The sequence below is a fragment of the Paraburkholderia tropica genome (genome assembly GCF_900109265.1).
Classification (GTDB): Bacteria; Pseudomonadota; Gammaproteobacteria; order Burkholderiales; family Burkholderiaceae; genus Paraburkholderia; species Paraburkholderia tropica.
In genome coordinates this window covers 102,009-122,173 of the sequence record NZ_FNZM01000005.1, presented here as the reverse complement: position 1 = coordinate 122,173, position 20,165 = coordinate 102,009, and the positions used below count along the sequence as shown (strand labels likewise).

Sequence of the window (20,165 nt, the reverse complement as noted above, 5' to 3'; positions counted from 1 at the left end):
GCTGTGCAAAAAATCAAGGTTCTCTGCGTCGACGATTCGGCGCTGATCCGCAGCCTGATGACGGAGATCATCAACAGTCAGCCGGATATGACCGTCGTCGCGACCGCGCCCGACCCGCTCGTGGCGCGCGAGCTGATCAAGCAGCACAACCCCGACGTGCTCACGCTCGACGTGGAAATGCCGCGCATGGATGGTCTCGACTTCCTCGAGAAGCTCATGCGCCTGCGCCCGATGCCGGTCGTGATGGTCTCGTCGCTGACCGAGCGCGGCAATGAAATCACGCTGCGCGCGCTGGAACTGGGCGCGGTCGATTTCGTGACCAAGCCGAAGGTCGGTATCCGCGACGGCATGCTCGACTACGCCGAAAAGCTCGCCGACAAGGTGCGCGCCGCCGCCCGCGCCCGCGTGCGTCCGGCCGCGCCCGCGCGTGCCCACGCCGCGCCGGCCGCCGGTCATCCGGTCGCCGCGCATGGCGCCGCGCACGCCCCGGCCGCCGCCGCGCCGATGATCAACAATCCGCTCGTGTCGACCGAAAAGCTGATCATCGTCGGCGCGTCGACGGGCGGTACCGAGGCGATCCGCGAAGTGCTGCAACCGCTGCCGCCCGACGCGCCCGCGGTGCTGATCGCGCAGCACATGCCGCCCGGTTTCACGAAGTCGTTCGCGCAGCGCCTGAACGGGCTGTGCCGCATCACCGTGAAGGAAGCGGAGCACGGCGAACGCGTGCTGCCCGGCCACGCCTACATCGCGCCGGGTCACGCGCATCTGCTGCTCGCGCGTAGCGGTGCGAACTACATCGCGCATCTGTCCGACGACCCGCCGGTGAACCGGCATCGTCCGTCGGTGGACGTGCTGTTCCGCTCGGCCGCGCAGCACGCGGGCAAGAACGCGATCGGCGTGATTCTGACCGGCATGGGCCGCGACGGCGCGGCCGGTCTGCTGGAAATGCGCAAGGCCGGCGCGTTCACGCTCGCGCAGGACGAGGCGAGCTGCATCGTGTTCGGCATGCCGCGCGAAGCCATCGCACTCGGGGCCGCCGACGAGGTCGCTTCGCTCGCCGACATGAGCCGCCGCGTGATGACGCGTCTCGCTTCGATGGGCGATCGCGTCCAGCGCGTGTAATATGCCCGCCCGCACCGGGCGCGTACTTTTACGAGAGATCGTGTGGCTTTATAAGGCTTACACGATCGATCACGATTAATTTATCTGGATAGGCGTCGCGCTTGTCTGGATAATTGCCCAGGTTTTAGCCTGGAGGAATGGAACCGAGATGGACAAGGGAATGAAGATTCTGGTGGTGGACGACTTTCCGACGATGCGCCGGATCGTCCGCAACCTGCTCAAGGAACTGGGCTATGCGAACGTCGACGAAGCCGAAGACGGCGCAGCGGGCCTCGCGCGCCTGCGCGGCGGCAACTACGAGTTCGTGATTTCCGACTGGAACATGCCGAACCTCGACGGCCTCGCGATGCTCAAGGAAATCCGCGCCGACGCTTCGCTGTCGCACCTGCCGGTGCTGATGGTGACGGCCGAGTCGAAGAAGGAAAACATCATCGCCGCGGCCCAGGCTGGCGCGAGCGGCTACGTCGTCAAGCCGTTCACGGCTGCGACGCTCGACGAGAAGCTCAACAAGATTCTCGAAAAGATGGCGAAGACCGGGAGCTGACGTGAACGAGCCCATTGATGCGGCGCACGACGGCGCTGCGGAGTCGGGCGATCTCGCGACGGACCGCATCCTCGCGCGCATCGGCCAGCTGACGCGCACGTTGCGCGATTCGATGCGCGAGCTCGGTCTCGACAAGCACGTGGAGCGCGCCGCCGAAGCGGTGCCCGACGCGCGGGACCGGCTGCGCTACGTCGCCAACATGACGGAGCAGGCCGCCGAGCGCGTGTTGTCGGCCATCGAGGTCGCCAAACCGATGCAGGAACAGGTCGAAGCCGACGCCAAGGTGCTGTCGTCGCGCTGGGCGACCTGGTACGACGCGCCGATCGGCCGCGAGGAAGTCCGCTCGCTGATGGACGACACGCGCCAGTTCCTCGACGGCGTGCCGCAAGTCACCACGGCGACGAATCAGCAACTGCTCGAAATCATGCTCGCGCAGGATTTCCAGGATCTGACCGGCCAGGTGATCAAGAAGATCATGGACGTGGTCTATGTGATCGAGCAGCAACTGCTGACGGTGCTGGTCGAGAACATCGCGCCCGAGCGGCGCGAGCAGTTCGCGGCCACGGCCGCGCTGCTGGCGGAGGCGCAGGCTAGCAGCACGGGCAGCCCGGAAGGCCTGCTCAACGGCCCGCAGATCAATCCGGAAGGCAAGACCGACGTCGTGCAGGACCAGGCGCAGGTCGACGATCTGCTCGCAAGCCTCGGTTTCTAAGCCGGGGCAGGAAGGACAGGCAGTACAGGCTGAACAAATCGGAACAAGCGGGAAAGCAGGGCTGGCGCAACAGAACGGAATACACAGGCAGCCGGACGCGGCGGTGAGGTGGGGAACGCCCGCCGCCATGCACGAGACCATGTCGGCGCGCTGCGCCGCAACATGGCTGCGTCTGGCCAAACAGCCATCTGTCGTGTGTAATCTTCGACAGGCATACTAGACAACGAACGCTGTTGTCCCGCCGCGGCGCGTGTCGCGGTGGAGTCAGACAGCGCAGCCAGCCGCTTCCCGTTTTGCCGTCGCCCCGGTTCGACTGCTCGACTTTTCGGCCGGGACGTCGCGCCACAGGCGGGAGCGTGCCACCGAGAGAAAGGGAGGGCCGCCTTGTATCCGCAAGCCTCGTCCGTCGCCTCCGTCGCGACCCGCCGTGCCGGTTCGTCCGGCTCGCGTCTGTCTGTTTGTTCTTCGGTTTTTCAACGCGGGCTTAAGTCCGGGTTCAAGCCCGGGTTCAAGCCGACCGCGAATTCGGCTTCCGCTTCGCATTCCCATTCCGCATTAACGGTTTTTGGCGCACTGCAACACGCCATGGCAGCGCTCGTCTGCGCGGCGGGTGTGCTGTTTGTTGCCCAGCCGGCCAGCGCCGCGCTCGGCGGCGCGCCCATGGCCACGCCGGCCGGCGCGACCGTCGGCGCGCCCAGCGCCGCGAATACGGCCGTGTCCGCCGTCAAGCGCCAGGCCGTGCTGGCGAGCGCCGCGGCGGCGTCCACCACCTCGACGACTTCCGGTACGTCGGCCTACACGGTGCGCGAAACCACGCTCGCCAACGGCACCGTCGTGCGCGAGTATCTTTCGTCGGCGGGCACCGTGTTCGGCGTCGCGTGGAACGGGCCGCAGCCGCCTGATCTCGCCTCGCTGCTCGGCAGCTACTTTCCGCAATATGTCGCCGGCGTGAAGGCCAATCGCGCGGCGGGCGTGCGCGGGCCGGGCGCGGTCGACAGCAGCGCGCTCGTGGTCCATTCGGGCGGCCACATGGGCGCGTTCTCGGGCGAGGCGTGGCTGCCGCAGGCGCTGCCGTCGGGCGTCAGCGCCTCCGACATTCAATGACGAACGGGAGACGACGCGTGTACACCATCGGCATCTCCAAGGCAGTCGGACGCGCCCTGCGCGAAAGTCCCGTCATCGTCCGCGGCGCGTTGCTGGCCGCGTGTTTCGCGCTCGCGGCGGACCTCGCGGCCTGCGGCGGCGGCGGCGGATCGGACAGCAACTCGAGCAGCAGCAGCGCCGGCAACACCTCGCAACTGCCCGCCGGCCCCACGCAGCAGCCCATCGCCGTCGGCGCCGCCAATACCGTGGGCGTCACGGTCAATGCCGGCATCACCGGCAACATGCCGAACATTCCCACCATCAGCGTGACGGTGTGCGCGGCCGGCACGAGCACCTGCCAGACCATCAACAACGTTCAGGTCGATACGGCGTCGTACGGGCTGCGCATCGCCGCTTCCGCGCTCAACAACACGATGACGAGCGCGCTGCCGCTCACGACCGCGTCCTCGGGCGGCACGCTCGCCGAGTGCACGGCGTTCGCCGACGGCTACACGTGGGGCACGGTGCGCAACGCCGACGTGACGATCGGCGGCGAAAAAGCCAGCAACATTGCGATCCAGGTGATCGGCGACCTCAGCACGAGCAGCGTGCCGCAAGCCTGCGCGAGCTACGGCAGTTCGCAGAACTCGACGCAGGATCTGGGCGCGAACGGGCTGATCGGCATCGGCGTGGCGCCGTGGGATTGCGGCTCGCGCTGCGCGACCAACATCAGCAACAGCAGCAGCTACTACAGTTGCCCGGGCGGCACCAATTGCAGCACCGTCGCGGTCGCGACCAGCGCGCAGGTCGCCAATCCCGTCGCGCACTTCGCGACCGACAACAACGGCGTGATCCTGCAGATGGCCCCCGTGTCGCAGACGGGCCAGGCCAGCGCGACCGGCACGCTGGTGTTCGGCATCGGCACGCAGTCGAACAACACGATGAGCGCCAGCCAGAGCTTCGCGACCGACCAGTGGGGCGATGTCGTCGGCAACTACAAGGGGCGCTCGCTCGCGGCGTTCCTCGATTCGGGTTCGAACGGCCTGTTCTTCAACGACAGCTCGATCGCGCAGTGCGGCGGCAATCTCGGCACCTTCTATTGCCCGTCCACGCCGCTCGCGCTCTCGGCGACGCTGACCGATCTCAACAACAAGTCGGCGACCGTGAACTTCAACGTGGTGAGCGCCCAGGTCCTGCTCGGCAGCGGCAGCAATTTCGTCGCGAACGATCTCGCGGGCGAGTTCGGCTCGAACGCGAACCTCGACCTCGGTCTGCCGTTCTTCTACGGCCGCTACGTCTATTACGGATACGACCAGACCGCCACCGGCGGCACGCAAACGCCTTACTTTGCGTTCTGAGCGCTCTGAACGCCTGAGCGCCCTGAATGCCTGAACGCCCGAATGCCTCGCGCCGCCCCCACGCGGCGTGAGGCGATTCCGTTCATTCCCTCATTATTGCGACGACCCACCACGCCCGCGTCAAACCCGCGCTAAACCCGCCCGCGCGCCTTCCCGCGCCGGTTCCGGCCGCCCATCCGGCGAAATACCCCGGTTTCACCGCCTTACTCCGCCAATCGCCGCTTGCTCCGCGCGGCAATAATCGCTCTCACTGAAAAAGGCTGTGCGCCGTCACCGTTGGGGTGGCGGACCGCGCGCGGCGCCGACCGGAGCATCCGTGGCAGAGGACAGCGACCTCGAAAAAACCGAATCAGCCACTCCCAAGCGCCTCGAAAAGGCGCGTGAGGAGGGGCAGGTTGCGCGTTCGCGGGAGCTTTCCACGTTCGCGTTGCTGTCGGCGGGATTCTTCGGCATCTGGCTGCTGTCGGGCACGATCGGCGAGCATTTGCAGGCGATGCTGCGCGGCGCGCTGACGTTCAACCACGACAGCGCTTTCGAAACCAAACGCATGCTCACGGGCGCCGGCGTGGCCTCGCGCGAGGGCTTGATGGCGCTGTTCCCGGTGCTCGCGCTCACGGGCGCGGCCGCGCTGCTCGCGCCGATGGCGCTCGGCGGCTGGCTCTTTTCCACCAAGTCGCTCGAATTGAAGTTCGACCGGCTGAACCCGATTTCGGGTCTCGGCCGCATCTTCTCGATCAACGGTCCGATCCAGCTCGGCATGTCGATGGTGAAGACGATCATGGTCGGCGCGATCGGCGGCTCGGCCGTCTGGAATCGCCGCGACGAGATTCTCGGCCTCGCGATGCAGCCCGCGCCGCGCGCGTTCGCCGATGCGTTTCACCTGATCGCCGTGTGCTGCGGCACGACCGTCGCGGGTATGTTCGTGGTGGCCGCCCTCGACGTGCCGTATCAGCTCTGGTCGTATCACCGCAAGCTGCGCATGACGAAGGAAGAAGTGAAGCGCGAGCATCGCGAGAACGAAGGCGATCCGCACGTGAAGGGCCGCATTCGCCAGCAGCAGCGCGCGATGGCGCGCCGCCGCATGATGGCGCAGATTCCGAAGGCCGACGTGGTGGTGACCAACCCGACGCACTTCGCGGTCGCGATCCAGTACACCGACGGCGAAATGCGCGCCCCGAAGGTCATCGCCAAGGGCGTTAACCTCGTGGCCGCGCGCATCCGCGACCTGGCCACCGAGCACAATGTGCCGCTGCTCGAAGCGCCGCCGCTGGCGCGCGCGCTCTATTACAACGTCGATCTGAACCGCGAGATTCCCGGCCCGCTCTACGGCGCGGTCGCGCAGGTGCTCGCGTGGGTCTATCAGCTCAAACGCTTCCGCGAACACGGCGGCGACGTGCCGATGGCGCCGACCGATCTCGACGTGCCGGCCGACCTCGACAAGGGCGCCGTGAGCGACGACGACGCCGCCGAAGAGGCCGACGACGCGCTCTCGCCCGAGGATCGCGCAGCCGCCGACGCCGCGCGCAACGCCAACACCACCGCATCGAACCCCGCAGGCCGCGCCGACACCGCGCGCGGCGGCAATGAAGGAGCAACAGAATGAACGCCCGCACCGGTTTCCTGTCGCGGCGCCCGGAGGTGCTGCAAAGCACGAATCTGCGCGCGCTGGCAGGGCCGATCCTGATCTGCATGATCCTCGGCATGATGATCCTGCCGTTGCCGCCGTTCCTGCTGGATCTGCTGTTCACCTTCAATATCGCGCTTTCGGTGATGGTGCTGCTCGTCAGCATGTACACCATGAAGCCGCTCGATTTCGCGGCGTTCCCGAGCGTGCTGCTGTTCTCCACGCTGCTGCGCCTGTCGCTGAACGTGGCGTCCACGCGCGTCGTGCTGCTCGAAGGCCACACCGGCCCCGGCGCGGCCGGTCAGGTGATCGAGTCGTTCGGCCACTTCCTCGTCGGCGGCAACTTCGCCGTGGGTATCGTGGTGTTCGTGATCCTGATGGTGATCAACTTCATGGTGATCACGAAGGGCGCGGGCCGTATCGCGGAAGTGTCGGCGCGCTTCACGCTCGACGCGATGCCCGGCAAGCAGATGGCGATCGACGCCGATCTGAACGCCGGTCTCATCAACGAAGAAGCCGCCCGCAAGCGCCGTACGGAAATCGCCCAGGAAGCCGAGTTCTACGGCTCGATGGACGGTGCGAGCAAGTTCGTGCGCGGCGATGCGATCGCCGGTCTGCTGATCATGGCGATCAACATCATCGGCGGCCTGATCGTCGGCGTGGTGCAGCACGGCATGCCGTTCGCGGCGGCGGGCGAGACCTACACGCTGCTGACGATCGGTGACGGTCTCGTCGCGCAGATCCCGTCGCTCGTGATCTCGACGGCCGCCGGCGTGATCGTCTCGCGCGTGGCGACCAACGAAGACATCGGCACGCAGCTGACCGGCCAGCTCTTCACGAATCCGCGCGTGCTGTTGATCACGGGTTCGATCATCCTGATGATGGGCCTGATTCCGGGCATGCCGCACTTCGCGTTCTTGCTGCTGGGCGGCGGCGCGATCCAGCTTGGCCGCGTGATGAAGAAGGCCGCCGAGGCGAAGAAGGCGAGCAGCGTGCTCGCGGATATCGCGCCGGCCGCCGTCGCGCCGGTCGAGAACACCGAGGCGAGCTGGGACGACGTCACGCTCATCGATACGCTCGGTCTCGAAGTGGGCTATCGCATCATTCCGCTCGTCGACAAGAACACCGACGGCGAACTGCTCAAGCGCATCAAGAGCATCCGCAAGAAGTTCGCGCAGGAAATCGGTTTCCTGCCGCCGGTCATTCATATTCGCGACAACCTGGAACTGCGTCCGAACGCTTACCGCATCGCGCTCAAGGGCGTGGAAGTGGGCACCGGTGAGGCGTTCCCGGGCCAGTGGCTCGCGATCAATCCGGGTCAGGTGAGCGCGGTGCTGCCGGGCATGCCGACCACCGATCCGGCGTTCGGGCTGCCCGCCATCTGGATCGATTCGAACATGCGCGAACAGGCGCAGGTGTTCGGCTACACGGTGGTCGATTCGAGCACCGTGGTGGCGACTCACCTGAACCACCTCGTGGTGACGCATGCCGCCGAACTGCTCGGCCGCCGCGAAGTGCAGTCGCTGCTCGAACGCGTGCAGAAAGACACGCCGTCGCTCGTGGACGACCTCGTGCCGAAGGTGCTGTCGATCACGACGCTGCAGAAAGTGCTGCAGAATCTGCTGGAAGAAGGCGTGCCGATCCGCGACATGCGCACGATCATGGAATCGCTTTCCGAGCACACGCCGCGCTTGACCGACGCGCACGATCTCACGGCGGCGGTGCGCATCTCGCTGGGCCGCGCGATCACGCAGCAGTGGTTCCCGGGCAGCGGCGACATGCAGGTGATGGGGCTCGATGCGAATCTGGAGCGCGTGCTCTCGCAGACGCTGACCTCGGGCCCGAATCCGGGCCTGGAACCGGGCCTCGCGCACACGCTGCTTACGCAGACCGAAGCGGCGATGCAGCGTCAGCAGGCGATGGGCTTGTCGCCGGTGCTGCTGGTGCAGCATGCGCTGCGTCCGATGCTCTCGCGCTTCCTGCGCCGCAGCTTGCCGCAGCTCAAGGTGCTCTCGTATGCCGAGGTGCCCGATACGCGCAACGTGCGCGTGGTGAACGTGGTGGGGACGAACTGAGGGTGAGTTTGCAGTGAATTTCTGGAAAGCCCGCCGGGAGGTTTCTGGCGGGCTTTTTTGCGTCATGGCTGCGGTTCAGCGCAGACGCGTATGCGCCTTGCGGTACGCCTCGCGCGCTTCACGCCTGCCGACGGCAATCACGAGCACGACGAGTTCGCCCTCTATCACGCGATACACGAGCCGGTAGCCCGAGGCCACGAGCTTGATCTTGTAGCAATCCGGCAGCCCGGCGAGACGCGCCGATTCAACGTGCGGCGCGCGCAGACGCTCCGCCAGTTTCTTGCGGAACTGCTCGCGCACGGTGGCGTCGAGATGCTGCCATTCCTTGAGCGCGGACTTGAAGAACTTCAGGTCATAGATCGTCAAGCTTGACGCTCACGATTTCGTCGCCGCTGCGTGAGCGGACGAGTTCGGCCAGCTCGATGTCTTCGAGCCGGTCGCAGATGGCTTCCCACTCGCTCGCGGGGATCAGGTAGGCCACCGGCTTGTTGCGGTTGAGGATGGCGACGGGGCCGTCGGCTTTCTCGATTGCAGCCATGGGATTCATCTTCAGTTCGCTGATACCTATCGAGGCTCTTGCCAGAATGCTTTCCATCGTACGGACTCCTGAAGCGCGGCGAATAAAATGCTCCCGGCGCCCAGTGACGCCGATCAATCGACCAGATTATAGGTCAAATGGTTAGTCGCTTATTTGGTCGATCCATCCGTGCGGCGACGCCCCCGCTGCGAGTCGGCAAGCTTCTCGCCACGTTCGGCGCGCGCTCGACGCCGCGCTCGCCCCCTCGACCGCCGTCGTCCGATGCACCGCGCACCCCGCCGTGCGCCGCGCCCGCGGCCCATCCCCCGAATTACCCACATTTCCCCGTCCTGATCCACCGATCGTAGAAGGCTCACCTTCGAAATAATTCCAACATCGGAGAAGGGCATGCGCGACGCGCGGCTCGCAGTGATCCAGTGCAATCGACCGGCGGCGCCAGGCCGCTCACCTCAATCAGGGGCATAGCTTGAACATTCGCAAATTCATCGGTGGCAATAGCCGCGACGCTTTGCGCCTCGTGCGCGAGGCGCTGGGTGCGGACGCCGTCGTGCTGTCGAACCGCACGCTCGACGACGGCAGCGTCGAGATCGTCGCGCTCGCCGACAGCGACCTCGCGGCGATCGCGCCCGCGGAAGGTGCGGCGGGTGCAGCGGCCCTCGGTGCGGCGTTCGGCGGTTTGCCCTTTGGTGGTTCGTCGTCGCAAGGCGGTGCGCCGTCGCAGAACGGCGGCGCGTTCGCGCAGAAGCCGGCGCGTCTCGCGCTGCCTGCGGCTGCGTCGTCGACGCCTGTGTCGGGCAATCCCTACGCGAGCGGCGTGCCGGACGTGTTCTCGTCGGTGTTCGGCGCGAGCCCGGAAGTCGGCGCGGACCCCGCTGCCGCAGCCGCCGCCGACGAGCACGCCGACGCCGATAACGGCGACGACGCAGGCGTCTCGCTCGCGCAATCGATCCAAGCCAGGACCGCTCCGAACGACGCGCCCGAAGTCCCGGCGCAGCCGTTCGCCGCGTCGCGTGCGGCCGCCGGCCAGCACGCCCAGCAATCGACGATGCCGCCGACCGCGCAAGCCATGCAGTCGCAGCAGACCACGCAGCCCTTCGGCACGCTGAAGGCCGCGCCCGCTGCGAGCCAGACGTCGGCGCGCGACGCCGCGTCGCTGCTCGAACAGGCGGTGTCGCAGTCGTTCCCGCAGTCGTTCCAGGAGTCGGGCGCGCCGCGCACGATGGCCGAAACGAATCCCTGGCTGATCGACCACGCGCGTCGCATCGCCAGCCAGCAGAACGGCCAGGACACGCGCACGCCGGGCCTCACGCCCGCCGCCGCGATGGCGCGCGGCTTCGGCACGACCGCCGATCCCGTGCATCCCGCCGACGTCGACGCCACGCAGCCCGACTGGGCGCTCAAGGCCGCCCACGTCGCGGCGCGCCGCGCGGCCCGCAGCATCGGCCAGAGCGCCGACGCCGCCGGTCCCGCGCCCGACGAAGACGGCGCGAAGTCGTCCGCCACGGCGGCGACCGTCAGCGAAGCGATTCGCGCGCGCATCGAGCAGGTGGTCAACGAAACGGTGATGAACGAACTGGCCTCCATGCGCGGCATGATGGAAGAGCAGTTCGCCGGTCTGCTGTGGGGCGAGCGCCAGCGCCGCAGCCCGGTGCAGGGCGCGCTCACCAAACAGCTTTTCGCGGCCGGTTTTTCGGCGCAGCTCGTCAAGATGATGATCGAGCGCCTGCCGGACGTGGAGACCGAGGAAGCCGGCATGGAATGGCTCCAGTCGGTGCTCGAATCGAATCTTCCCGTGCTGGAAGACGAAGAAGCGCTGATGGAGCGCGGCGGCGTGTTCGCGCTGATGGGCCCGACGGGCGTCGGCAAGACCACGACCACGGCCAAGCTCGCCGCGCGCTGCGTGATGCGCTTCGGCGCGAGCAAGGTTGCGCTGCTCACGACCGACAGCTACCGGATCGGCGGCCACGAGCAACTGCGCATCTTCGGCAAGATCCTCGGTGTGTCCGTGCACGCGGTGCGCGACGGCGCGGATCTGCAACTCGCGCTCACCGAACTCAAGAACAAGCACATCGTGCTGATCGACACGATCGGCATGAGCCAGCGCGACCGCGCCGTGGCCGACCAGATCGCCATGCTCTGCGGCGCGGGCCGTCCGGTGCGGCGCCTTCTGCTGCTCTCGGCGACCAACCACGGCGACACGCTCAACGAAGTCGTGCAGGCCTACCAGAGCGGTCCGGACAACTCGCCGCTCACCGGCTGCATCCTCACCAAGCTCGACGAGGCGACCAACCTCGGCAGCACGCTCGACACGGTCCTGCGCTACAAGCTGCCGGTGCACTACGTCTCGACCGGCCAGAAGGTGCCCGAGAACCTGTACGTGGCCACGCGCCGCTTCCTGATTCGCAGCGCGTTCTGCGTGCCGCGCGACCGCTCGCCGTTCGTGCCGCACGAGGACGACATTCCTGCATTGCTCTCCGCGCTGTCGAATCGTTCGAACGCGCAAGCACCCGAGGTCCGGTTTGGATAAGTTCGTGATCGATCAGGCCGAAGGCCTGCGGCGTCTGCTTGCGCGAGAAGGCTCGCGCGTGATCGCGGTGACAGGCGGCCCCGGCGCGCCGGGACGCACGACCGCCGTGATCAATCTGGCGGCGGCGCTGACCGGCCATGGCAAGGACGTGCTCGTCATCGACGAATGTCTCGGGCCGCGCTCGGTGAGCGCGCTGCTCGGCGGCATTCGCGGCGCGGGCAACTTCGCGGCGGTGATGCGCGGCGAGATGGGGCTCGACGAAGCCGCGGGGCGTCACGCGCTCGGCTTTCGCGTGCTGGCCGTCTCGCGCGAGCATCGCTCGCAGTACACCAGCGCGCAACTGAACAAGGTGCTGACCGGCCCGGCTGACATCGTCCTCATCGACGCCCAGCTCGACGCCGACGGCGCACTGTCGCCGCTCGCGATGCACGCGCACGACGTGCTGATCGTCATGCGCGTCGCCGCGCAGGCGATCACCGACGCCTACGCGTGCATGAAACGGCTGCATTTCGCGCACGCGATCGGCCAGTTCCGCGTGCTCGCGAACCACGTGGCGAGCGCGACCGACGCGCACGCCGCGTTCGACAACCTCGCGGGCGTCGCCAGCCGCTACCTGACGGTCTCGCTCGAGAACGCCGGGTGCGTGGCCGCCGACCCGCACATGCCGCGTGCGGTGCAACTGTCGCGCTGCATCGTCGACGCCTTCCCTTCGACGGCCGCCGCGCGGGATTTCCGCCATGTGGCCGCCGAACTGCCGCATTGGCCGATGCGCCCGGCGCTGTCCGCGCGCTCGTCCAATGCGGCGGATTTCGCCGAAGCGGTGGCGTCGTCGGATGCCGAAGTCAAGGCGGCGCGCGCGAGCGCGGCCGCAGTGGCTTCGGCCGGGCAGATGAACGCCGCGGCCGCGAGCCACGCCAACGTGCCGCGCGCGCCGATCGTCGAGACCGCGCCTGCCGGCGTGGCCGCCGCCGCCGTCTCGGCGCACGCAGCACATGCAGCACAAACCGAATCATTCGTTTCGACCGTCACAGGCGTCCCATCCGCGCCCGCGCCGGCCCACGCCGGATGGCGGGCGGACCCGCCCGTGCAGCGCCCCGCGCCGCAGCACGCATGACGTGCGGCGGACGACAGGCGCAGCAAGGGAAAAGAGAAGCAGGAGAGCATGATGTATAACGCTCAAGGAAAAATTTCGCAGGCCGATGTCCTCGCGAAATACGCGCCGCTGGTCAGGCGTCTGGGTCTGCAGCTCGTGGCGAAAATGCCTGCGAGCGTGGATCTGGACGACCTCATCCAGGCCGGCATGATCGGTCTGATGGATGCGGCCAACCGCTACAAGGAAGACCAGGGCGCGCAGTTCGAGACCTACGCGAGCCAGCGCATCCGTGGGGCGATGCTCGACGAGCTGCGCAGCAACGACTGGCTGCCGCGCAGCCTGCGTCGCACCTCGCGCGAGGTGGAGAGCGCCGTGCATCAGGTGGAGCAGCGGCTCGGACGCTCGGCGAGCGAAACCGAGATCGCCGACCATCTGAGCATGCCGCTCGACGAGTATCAGTCGATGCTGCAGGACCTGCATGGCAGCCAGCTGATCTACTACGAAGACTTCGACCGTTCCGCCGAGGACGAGCCGTTCCTCGACCGCTATTGCGTCGATCACTCGGATCCGCTCTCGGCGCTGCTCGACGACAGCCTGCGCGGCGCGCTCGTCGAAGCGATCGAACGCCTGCCCGAGCGCGAGAAGCTGCTCATGTCGCTCTACTACGAGCGCGGCATGAACCTGCGCGAGATCGGCGCGGTGATGGAAGTGAGCGAGTCGCGCGTGTGCCAGTTGCACAGCCAGGCGGTGGCGCGTCTGCGTACGCGTCTGCGCGAGATGTCCTGGGCCGGCACCGAGAATTAAGCGGCGGCGGGTTCGGGGCGAGAAGAGCCGGAGTGTGCAAGCGCTCCGGTTTTTTTATGGGCGCTCGACTGCGCCGATGGCGTTCGCGACGCGCGCGAAGCGATGCACAAAAGCGCACGGAGCGCGCGCCAAAACAAAAAAGCCGAAGCAATCCGCTTCGGCTTTTTCTATCGCTGCGCGGCGTTGTGCGGCGCGCTTTAATCCCGGCTCACAGCCCGCTTCACAACCCGCTTTACAACCCGAACGCAGGCAAACGGCCATCGGGACCGTACAGCATCGTCGCGCCGGTATTGGTCTCGCCGCGCAGGATCGCCAGCGCACGGCGGTTATGTTCCATGCGCGTGCGGATCATCATGCCGATGGTGAGATTCTGGCGTCGCGCGCGCTCGGTCGAACCCTTGAGCAGCGCCCATTGACCCGTGAGACGCGTGTCGCCGTCGCAGGCCAGTTCGATGCCCTTGCGCCCGCCCGGCAGACCGAGACCGGCCAGCTGCGCGTCGCGCACCTTTTCGAGCCCGGCCAGACGCTGCGTGAGCGTCGACTTCTGCTCGACGATCTGCGGCAGCGAATCCATGCCGTCGGCCGAGGTGAGCGCCTTCTCTTCGAAGGCGAGCAGCGACGCGAAAGCCTCAACAGCGGCGTGTTCGTCGATCAGTGTGGCGAGCAGGTCGTCTTTCATCGGTACCACCAGTCAAAGCGGATTGCGGGCCGGCGAAGGCGATCAGTTGCCCGTTGCCGGCTGCTTGATCAGACCGCGCGCCGTGTCGAGGATCCCATCGGCGATCTTGCCGGTGTCGATCTGCAGCGTGCCGTTCTTGATAGCGTCCTTGATCGACTGGACGTGATCCATGTCGATGTCGGCACTATCGCTCGACGGCGCGGAACGCAGCGTCGAGGAAAGCGAGGAAAGGCTCACGTTGGCGTCTCCGGGAGTGCTGCCCGTCGACGCGGTGCTGGCGGACGCGGCGGGAGACGCCGTGCTGCCGGCGCCGATGGCGCTCGCGGTATCGCCTTGGCCGGTACGCGCCAGGCTGTCTTGCAGCGGGCGCGCTTCGTTGCGATTGGAGGTGTCGATGTTCACGATGGGGCTTCCTGATCCGTATGCCCTTGATAACGGCGGGCGCGGCGCGAACTTTAGCGGAAAAAGTCCCGGCGTTACATGCTGTTACGTGTGCTGGCGCACATGGCGCGCAGCCCCGTTTTGCGCCGTCCCGGCCGTTATTTCGACCCTAAATCTGGATCTCCACCGTCGAGGCGTCCTTCACGACGCCGCTGATGATCTGCCCGTTGGGCGTGCGCACGCGCACCATCTGTCCGGGCGCGGCATTGTTGAGCACGCTGCCTTCGGAGGAAATCGTGAAATTCGGGCCCACGGCGACCACCTTGACCGTCTGGCCGATGACCACCGACGAAGCGCTGCGCAGCATGTCGGAGCGCAGCGGCAGGCCTTGCGTGATGCGCATGAGCGCGACCGCGCCGTTGGCCTGTTGCGGATCGGTGATGATGGTCTGCGGCAGGCTCGCGAGGTCGCCGTCGCGCGGCAGGTAGTCGGCGGCGGAAAGCGCCTCGCCTGCGTTGATCTGACGCGCGGCCACGTAGTAGGTCACGTTGATCGCGATGCGGCCGATCACGTAGAGCGTCCACGGCTTCGCGCCCACGCAGCGCACGCCCACGGTCGTGCGGCCCCACATGCGCGCGCCCGGCGGCATGAACGGTTCGAGCGCGGCGCAGGCCGCGAGGCCGCGCGGGAAGACCTGCGCGACCGTGATGCTGACCTTGCCCGGCAAGCCCGCCGACTGCTGCTGGAGGAAGGCGAGAGCGGTGGCGCGGATTCGTTCGCCGTCTTCCTGACCCGGCGGCACCGCGGCGGCCTGGGCCTGCGCCTGCGCGGCGGCGTTCATCGACGCGGCGTTGGCGGCATTGGCGTTCACGCTCACATTCGCGTTGATGGCGGCGCGCGGCGCGTAGCTCGCGCGCATGATCGCGCCGTTCGCGTTCGCGCCGGCATTCGTGGCATTGATCCGGGCGGCATTGGCCACCGCCGGCACATTCGGCTGCACGACACGCGGCGCGGCCTGCACCGTCACGGGTGCGATGGCGCGTTGCGGCGTGCTCGCGGCGCCGGGCGCGCCGATGGTCACGATGCTGGGCGCGTCGTTCTGGGCGGCGGCGTTGCCGCGCTCGCCCGCGCCGGGGATCGTGATCATGCCGGGCTGTTGCGTCTCGGCTTCGGCGCGCGATTCTGCGTTGGTGTGCGTGAGCAGCGCCGCGCGATCGGCGTACGCCTTCGCGTTGGCGGCGGGATCGGCGGCCTTCGCGGGCTGCGCGAGCATCGCGGTCATCTTCGCGGCGTCCGAACCGGCGCGGTCGCCGGGGCCCGCGATGTAGATCTGCTGGCTGGACGCGCCCGACGCATCGCTTTGCGCCTGCGCCGCCGAAACGAAGCCCAGCACGCCGAACCATGCCGCCGTGACGGCCGCGAGCCGGTGCGCCGTCGCGCGTCGCGCGTTCGGGTTGGCAGTCTGCGGCATCGTCGTTCTCCCTCTATTGCATTGACACGCATCGCATTCTAGGCGTCGGCCCCCGCTCGCTAACGTCGAATAGAGGGGGGCTTTACCGGCTATTCGTCCGATTGGTTCTTGCGTCGCCCGCCTACTATTCCTCTCCATGCGAAAAGGCCTGCGCGGCCGATCCACCGGTTGGATGCGCACTGCATGCGCCAACGCAGCCTTTCATTTCGTGTAACGGAGAACGCCCGATGCTGGACAAACTCGATGCCGAATTCGCCTTTGGACGCGAAGCGCTCGATGTGCGCGCGACGCGCCAGGCGCTGATCTCGTCGAACATCGCGAACGCCGACACGCCTGGCTACCAGGCGCGCGACGTCGACTTCTCGTCCTCGCTCGCCGGCGCGCTGCGCCACGCTGGAGCGGGTTCGTCGGCCGGCGGCGCGGCAGGCAACTTCCAGCCGCTCGTGATGGCGCAGCCCGCGGGCGTGACGAGCGGCATGTCGATGGCCTCGACGGAAGCCGGCCACATGCCCGGCAACGCGAAGCTCGTCGCGACGGGCGGCCCGACCGAGGCGTATTCGAGCCCGGTGATGTACCGCAACCCGACGCAGCCCGCGCTCGACGGCAACACGGTCGACCTCGACACCGAACGCGTGCAGTTCGCGGACAACGCGCTGCACTTCGAGTCGGGCATGACCGTGCTCTCGAGCCAGATCAAGACGATGCTCTCGGCGATCCAGTCGGGCTCGTAAGCCGACCGCCGCACGCTACGCAAGAACACACCGCAGCATTTTGTGAGGTCACCGAAACCATGCCATCCCTGATGAATATCTTCAGCGTTGCCGGGTCCGCCATGTCGGCGGAATCGCAGCGCCTGAACGTGACGGCGTCCAACCTCGCCAACGCGGACAGCACGACCGGCCCGGACGGCCAGCCCTACAAGGCCAAGCAGGTTGTGTTCGCGGTCGATCCGCTCGGCGGCGCGCGCAGCGCGTCCGGTCAGCAGGTGGGCGGCGTGAAGGTGACGGGCGTGATCGACGACCCGACGCCGATGAAGCAGACCTACGACCCGGACAACCCCTCCGCCAACGCGGACGGCTACGTGACCATGCCGAACGTGGACCCGGTGCAGGAGATGGTGAACATGATCTCGGCGTCGCGCTCGTATCAGGCGAACATCGAGACGCTGAACACCGCGAAGACGCTGATGCTCAAGACGCTCACGATCGGTACGTAACGAAGCGCACAGCAAAGGCACGCAGGAAGACCCCTGAAACAGGCGTCCGACGCCGCGGCGAAAGCGGCGCGAGACTACACCACACACCACACGCTACCCAGTTTAGCCGGGCGTATCCGAGGAGAACGCGTTGACTTCCAGCAGCACCACCATCGGCGGCAGCTCCGCCACCGTGTCGCAAAGCCTGCTCGACACCATGAACGGCACGTCGTCGAGTTCGTCGACGTCCTCGTCGAGCGGCACGAGCGGCACCAGCGGCAGCGATCTGCAAAACACTTTCCTGCAACTGCTCGTCGCGCAGCTCAAGAACCAGGATCCGACCGATCCGATGGACAGCTCGCAGATGACTTCGCAGCTCGCCCAGATCAACACCGTCTCGGGCATCGCGAACCTGAACACCTCGCTGACGTCGCTGTCGACGCAGCTGTCGGCGGGCCAGAACGCCCAGGCCGCGCTGCTGATCGGCTCGACGGTGCTGGCCTCGGGCACGACCGCGACGGTGTCGAGCGGCTCGGCGCCGCAGCTCGGCGTGCAGCTCACGTCGGCGGCGTCCGACGTCAAGCTCACGATCACCAACTCCGCGGGCAAGGTCGTCAACACGCTCGACCTCGGCGCGCAGTCGGCCGGCACCGTGCCGATCACCTGGAACGGCACGGACGCCTCGGGCGCCACGGTCGCGGACGGCGATTACACGGTCAGCGCCAGCGCCACCATCAACGGTCAGGCGGCCACCGCCACCGCGCTCGTCGCGAGCAAGGTGCAGGCCGTCATCCAGCAGACGGATGGCACCGCGAGCCTGTCGCTCGCCAATGGCAAGACGGTCGCGCTCTCGAGCGTGGCCGGCATTCTCTAAACGACATCGCGGAGTAGAAACTCATGGGCTACCAGCAAGGTTTGAGCGGCCTCGCCGCTTCGTCGAACGATCTCGACGTGATCGGCAACAACATCGCCAACGCCAATACCGTCGGCTTCAAGCAGAGCACGGCGCAGTTCGCGGACGTCTACGCGAACACCATCGCGACCTCGGTCAACACGCAGATCGGTCTGGGCGCGGCGCTCTCCGAAGTGCAGCAGAACTTCTCGCAGGGCACGATCACCACGACCGGCCAGGCGCTCGACGTCGCCATCAACGGCAACGGCTTCTTCCAGATGTCGAACAACGGCACCGTCACGTACTCGCGTAACGGCGTGTTCCAGCTCAACAAGAGCGGCTACATCACCGACGCGGCCGGCAACGACCTGATGGGCTACGCCGCCGACAGCACCGGCGTCGTGAACACCGCGCAAACGGTGCCGATCCAGGTGCCGACGACCAACATCGCGCCGGTCACGACCAGCAACATCACGGCGCAGGTCAACCTGAACGCGCAATCGACCACGCCGACCGCGACGCCGTTCTCGGAAACCGACTCGAACACGTACAACTACTCGACCTCGGTCACGGCGTACGACTCGCTCGGCGGCAAGCAGCAGGTCAACATGTACTTCGTGAAGGACGCGACGAGCGGCCAGTGGGACGTCTACGCGGGCACCACGGGCAACGCCACGGAAATCGGCACGATGACCTACGACTCGTCGGGCAACCTGACGGGCACGACCGACGCCGCGGGCGTCGCGACCACGCTGGGCCAGCTCTCGCTCACGATCAACCCGACCGACGGCTCGGCGACCAACCAGAAGATCACGCTCGACGTCACCGGCTCGACGCAGTACGGCAGCGCCAACGGCGTGAACAACCTGGACCAGGACGGTTACCCGAGCGGCACGCTGTCGAACTTCTCGATCGGCGCCGACGGCACCATCACGGGCAACTACTCGAACGGCCAGACAATGACGCTCGGCCAGATCGTGCTCGCCAACTTCAACAACCCGAACGGCCTGCAGAACCTCGGCGGCAACCAGTTCGCCGCGACCTCGGCGTCGGGCGTCGCGCAGGTTTCCGTGCCGGGCAGCACGAACCACGGCACGCTCACGGGCGGCGCGGTGGAGTCGTCGAACGTCGACCTGACGAACCAGCTCGTCGACCTGATCACGGCGCAGCGCAACTATCAGGCGAACGCACAGACCATCAAGACGCAGCAGACCGTCGACCAGACGCTGCTGCAGATGTAAGCGCGCCACGCCATTAACGCACCGGGCACATCATGGACCGACTGATCTATACCGCGATGACAGGCGCGAGCCAGGCGCTCGAGCAGCAAGCCGTCGTCGCGAACAACCTGGCGAACGTCTCGACCACGGGCTTTCGCGCGCAGCTCGCGAATTTCCGCTCCGTGCCGATGTCGTTCGGCGACGGCTCGACCGTCAACGACTCGACCACGCGCACCTTCGTGCTCTCGGCGACGCCTGGCTCCGACATGACGCCCGGTGCAATCTCGCGCACCGGCAATCCGCTCGATATCGCGGTGCAGGGCAACGGCTTCATCGCCGTGCAGACCGCCGACGGCAATGAGGCGTACACGCGAGCCGGCAACCTGCACGTCGACGAAAACGGCCAGCTCGTCACGGCCAACAACCTGCAGGTGATCGGCGGCGGCGGCCCGATCGCGGTGCCGCCCGGTTCGGCGGTCACGATCGGCTCGGACGGCACGGTATCGGCAATCGCCCCGGGCAGCCCGGCGAGCGCCATCGCCATGATCGACCAGATCAAGTTCGTGAACCCGCCCGCCGGCGCGCTCACGCGCGGCGACGACGGCCTGTTTCACACCGGCGACGGCAATCCGGCCGACGCGGACCAGTCGGTCCAGGTCGCGACGGAATCGCTCGAAGGCAGCAACGTCAATCCGGTGGCCGCGATGGTCTCGATGATCACCAACGCCCGGCAGTTCCAGATGCAGACGAAGCTCTTGCAGAACGCCGACCAGAACGAGCAGTCGGCGAACCAGCTGCTCAACTTCAGCTAAGACATTTAAAGGCCGCAGGCTCTACCGCAGACGCC

At 67.1% G+C, this 20,165-nt stretch carries 19 protein-coding genes and 1 pseudogene; 15 read left to right on the top strand and 5 right to left on the bottom strand.

Annotated elements, in window-relative coordinates:
* Positions 1-3: 3 nt before the first annotated feature.
* The 7 genes from BMY06_RS09415 (at position 4) to flhA (ending at position 8,518) form a co-directional block, all read left to right on the top strand.
* Positions 4-1,122, top strand: coding sequence for a protein-glutamate methylesterase/protein-glutamine glutaminase (locus BMY06_RS09415; protein WP_065065659.1), 1,119 nt, complete (start codon positions 4-6; stop codon positions 1,120-1,122).
* 148 nt (positions 1,123-1,270) lie between these two features.
* The gene (cheY, locus tag BMY06_RS09410; protein WP_065065604.1) at positions 1,271-1,666 is read left to right on the top strand and encodes a chemotaxis response regulator CheY; all 396 of its coding nucleotides are present in this window, start codon (positions 1,271-1,273) and stop codon (positions 1,664-1,666) included.
* A 1-nt stretch (position 1,667) separates the two neighbouring features.
* Positions 1,668-2,378, top strand: a complete 711-nt coding sequence (gene cheZ / locus BMY06_RS09405; RefSeq protein WP_065065605.1) for a protein phosphatase CheZ — start codon at positions 1,668-1,670, stop codon at positions 2,376-2,378.
* A 585-nt stretch (positions 2,379-2,963) separates the two neighbouring features.
* Entirely contained in the window at positions 2,964-3,482 is a 519-nt protein-coding gene (locus tag BMY06_RS09400) for a DUF2844 domain-containing protein (protein WP_065065606.1), read from the top strand.
* A 17-nt stretch (positions 3,483-3,499) separates the two neighbouring features.
* Positions 3,500-4,819, top strand: coding sequence for a DUF3443 domain-containing protein (locus BMY06_RS09395; RefSeq protein ID WP_237181297.1), 1,320 nt, complete (start codon positions 3,500-3,502; stop codon positions 4,817-4,819).
* A gap of 316 nt (positions 4,820-5,135) precedes the next feature.
* Positions 5,136-6,422 (top strand): flagellar biosynthesis protein FlhB, encoded by a 1,287-nt coding sequence (gene flhB, locus BMY06_RS09390; RefSeq protein ID WP_065065661.1) that lies wholly within the window; start codon positions 5,136-5,138, stop codon positions 6,420-6,422.
* Complete coding sequence (flhA, locus tag BMY06_RS09385) at positions 6,419-8,518, top strand: flagellar biosynthesis protein FlhA (RefSeq protein ID WP_065065607.1); 2,100 nt, start codon at positions 6,419-6,421, stop codon at positions 8,516-8,518. The genes flhB and flhA overlap by 4 nt, the downstream gene beginning before the upstream one ends.
* 75 nt (positions 8,519-8,593) lie before the next feature.
* Here the strand turns inward: flhA and BMY06_RS09380 are convergent, their stop codons facing one another.
* A complete protein-coding gene (locus BMY06_RS09380; protein WP_065065608.1) occupies positions 8,594-8,884 on the bottom strand; it encodes a type II toxin-antitoxin system RelE family toxin in 291 nt (96 codons plus the stop codon).
* Positions 8,871-9,113, bottom strand: a complete 243-nt coding sequence (locus tag BMY06_RS09375) for a type II toxin-antitoxin system Phd/YefM family antitoxin (RefSeq protein ID WP_074982803.1) — start codon at positions 9,111-9,113, stop codon at positions 8,871-8,873. Before BMY06_RS09375 ends, BMY06_RS09380 begins: the two co-directional genes overlap by 14 nt.
* A 409-nt stretch (positions 9,114-9,522) precedes the next feature.
* Between BMY06_RS09375 and flhF the strand changes: the two genes are divergently transcribed.
* From flhF to BMY06_RS09360, 3 genes and pseudogenes are all read left to right on the top strand, one after another.
* The gene (gene flhF, locus BMY06_RS09370; RefSeq protein WP_074982801.1) at positions 9,523-11,583 is read left to right on the top strand and encodes a flagellar biosynthesis GTPase FlhF; all 2,061 of its coding nucleotides are present in this window, start codon (positions 9,523-9,525) and stop codon (positions 11,581-11,583) included.
* Positions 11,576-12,358 (top strand): annotated as a pseudogene (locus BMY06_RS09365) (MinD/ParA family ATP-binding protein); the annotation flags it as partial. The gene flhF and the pseudogene BMY06_RS09365, both read left to right, overlap by 8 nt.
* Before the next feature lie 390 nt (positions 12,359-12,748).
* A complete protein-coding gene (locus BMY06_RS09360; RefSeq protein WP_065065662.1) occupies positions 12,749-13,480 on the top strand; it encodes an RNA polymerase sigma factor FliA in 732 nt (243 codons plus the stop codon).
* A 232-nt stretch (positions 13,481-13,712) separates the two neighbouring features.
* Here the strand turns inward: BMY06_RS09360 and BMY06_RS09355 are convergent, their stop codons facing one another.
* The 3 genes from BMY06_RS09355 to flgA all read right to left on the bottom strand — a co-directional run bounded on the left by BMY06_RS09355 (position 13,713) and on the right by flgA (position 16,011).
* The gene (locus tag BMY06_RS09355; protein WP_065065611.1) at positions 13,713-14,159 is read right to left on the bottom strand and encodes a flagella synthesis protein FlgN; all 447 of its coding nucleotides are present in this window, start codon (positions 14,157-14,159) and stop codon (positions 13,713-13,715) included.
* 42 nt (positions 14,160-14,201) lie between these two features.
* Positions 14,202-14,561, bottom strand: a complete 360-nt coding sequence (gene flgM, locus BMY06_RS09350) for a flagellar biosynthesis anti-sigma factor FlgM (protein WP_065065612.1) — start codon at positions 14,559-14,561, stop codon at positions 14,202-14,204.
* A gap of 148 nt (positions 14,562-14,709) precedes the next feature.
* Complete coding sequence (flgA, locus tag BMY06_RS09345) at positions 14,710-16,011, bottom strand: flagellar basal body P-ring formation chaperone FlgA (protein ID WP_065065613.1); 1,302 nt, start codon at positions 16,009-16,011, stop codon at positions 14,710-14,712.
* Positions 16,012-16,238: 227 nt separating this feature from the next.
* Between flgA and BMY06_RS09340 the strand changes: the two genes are divergently transcribed.
* From BMY06_RS09340 to flgF, 5 genes are all read left to right on the top strand, one after another.
* Entirely contained in the window at positions 16,239-16,742 is a 504-nt protein-coding gene (locus BMY06_RS09340) for a flagellar basal body protein (RefSeq protein WP_065065614.1), read from the top strand.
* Positions 16,743-16,801: 59 nt separating this feature from the next.
* Positions 16,802-17,227 carry a flagellar basal body rod protein FlgC gene (gene flgC / locus BMY06_RS09335; RefSeq protein WP_065065615.1) on the top strand — a complete coding sequence of 142 codons (426 nt, stop codon included), beginning with the start codon at positions 16,802-16,804 and terminating at the stop codon, positions 17,225-17,227.
* 196 nt (positions 17,228-17,423) lie between these two features.
* The gene (locus BMY06_RS09330) at positions 17,424-18,080 is read left to right on the top strand and encodes a flagellar hook assembly protein FlgD (protein ID WP_080180625.1); all 657 of its coding nucleotides are present in this window, start codon (positions 17,424-17,426) and stop codon (positions 18,078-18,080) included.
* 23 nt (positions 18,081-18,103) lie between these two features.
* A complete protein-coding gene (gene flgE, locus BMY06_RS09325) occupies positions 18,104-19,339 on the top strand; it encodes a flagellar hook protein FlgE (protein ID WP_065065617.1) in 1,236 nt (411 codons plus the stop codon).
* Between the two features lie 32 nt (positions 19,340-19,371).
* Positions 19,372-20,130 (top strand): flagellar basal-body rod protein FlgF, encoded by a 759-nt coding sequence (gene flgF / locus BMY06_RS09320; protein WP_065065618.1) that lies wholly within the window; start codon positions 19,372-19,374, stop codon positions 20,128-20,130.
* Positions 20,131-20,165 lie beyond the last annotated feature (35 nt).

What these genes read in the sequence shown, in the direction of transcription:
- BMY06_RS09340 (WP_065065614.1), top strand. Translation starts at nt 16,239, where the DNA reads ATGCTGGACAAACTCGATGCCGAATTCGCCTTTGGACGCGAAGCGCTC.
- flhA (WP_065065607.1), top strand. Translation starts at nt 6,419, where the DNA reads ATGAACGCCCGCACCGGTTTCCTGTCGCGGCGCCCGGAGGTGCTGCAA.
- BMY06_RS09355 (WP_065065611.1), bottom strand. Translation starts at nt 14,159, where the DNA reads ATGAAAGACGACCTGCTCGCCACACTGATCGACGAACACGCCGCTGTT.
- flgC (WP_065065615.1), top strand. Translation starts at nt 16,802, where the DNA reads ATGCCATCCCTGATGAATATCTTCAGCGTTGCCGGGTCCGCCATGTCG.
- flgA (WP_065065613.1), bottom strand. Translation starts at nt 16,011, where the DNA reads ATGCCGCAGACTGCCAACCCGAACGCGCGACGCGCGACGGCGCACCGG.
- cheY (WP_065065604.1), top strand. Translation starts at nt 1,271, where the DNA reads ATGGACAAGGGAATGAAGATTCTGGTGGTGGACGACTTTCCGACGATG.
- BMY06_RS09330 (WP_080180625.1), top strand. Translation starts at nt 17,424, where the DNA reads ATGAACGGCACGTCGTCGAGTTCGTCGACGTCCTCGTCGAGCGGCACG.
- flgF (WP_065065618.1), top strand. Translation starts at nt 19,372, where the DNA reads ATGGACCGACTGATCTATACCGCGATGACAGGCGCGAGCCAGGCGCTC.
- BMY06_RS09375 (WP_074982803.1), bottom strand. Translation starts at nt 9,113, where the DNA reads ATGGAAAGCATTCTGGCAAGAGCCTCGATAGGTATCAGCGAACTGAAG.
- BMY06_RS09400 (WP_065065606.1), top strand. Translation starts at nt 2,964, where the DNA reads ATGGCAGCGCTCGTCTGCGCGGCGGGTGTGCTGTTTGTTGCCCAGCCG.
- BMY06_RS09360 (WP_065065662.1), top strand. Translation starts at nt 12,749, where the DNA reads ATGTATAACGCTCAAGGAAAAATTTCGCAGGCCGATGTCCTCGCGAAA.
- flgE (WP_065065617.1), top strand. Translation starts at nt 18,104, where the DNA reads ATGGGCTACCAGCAAGGTTTGAGCGGCCTCGCCGCTTCGTCGAACGAT.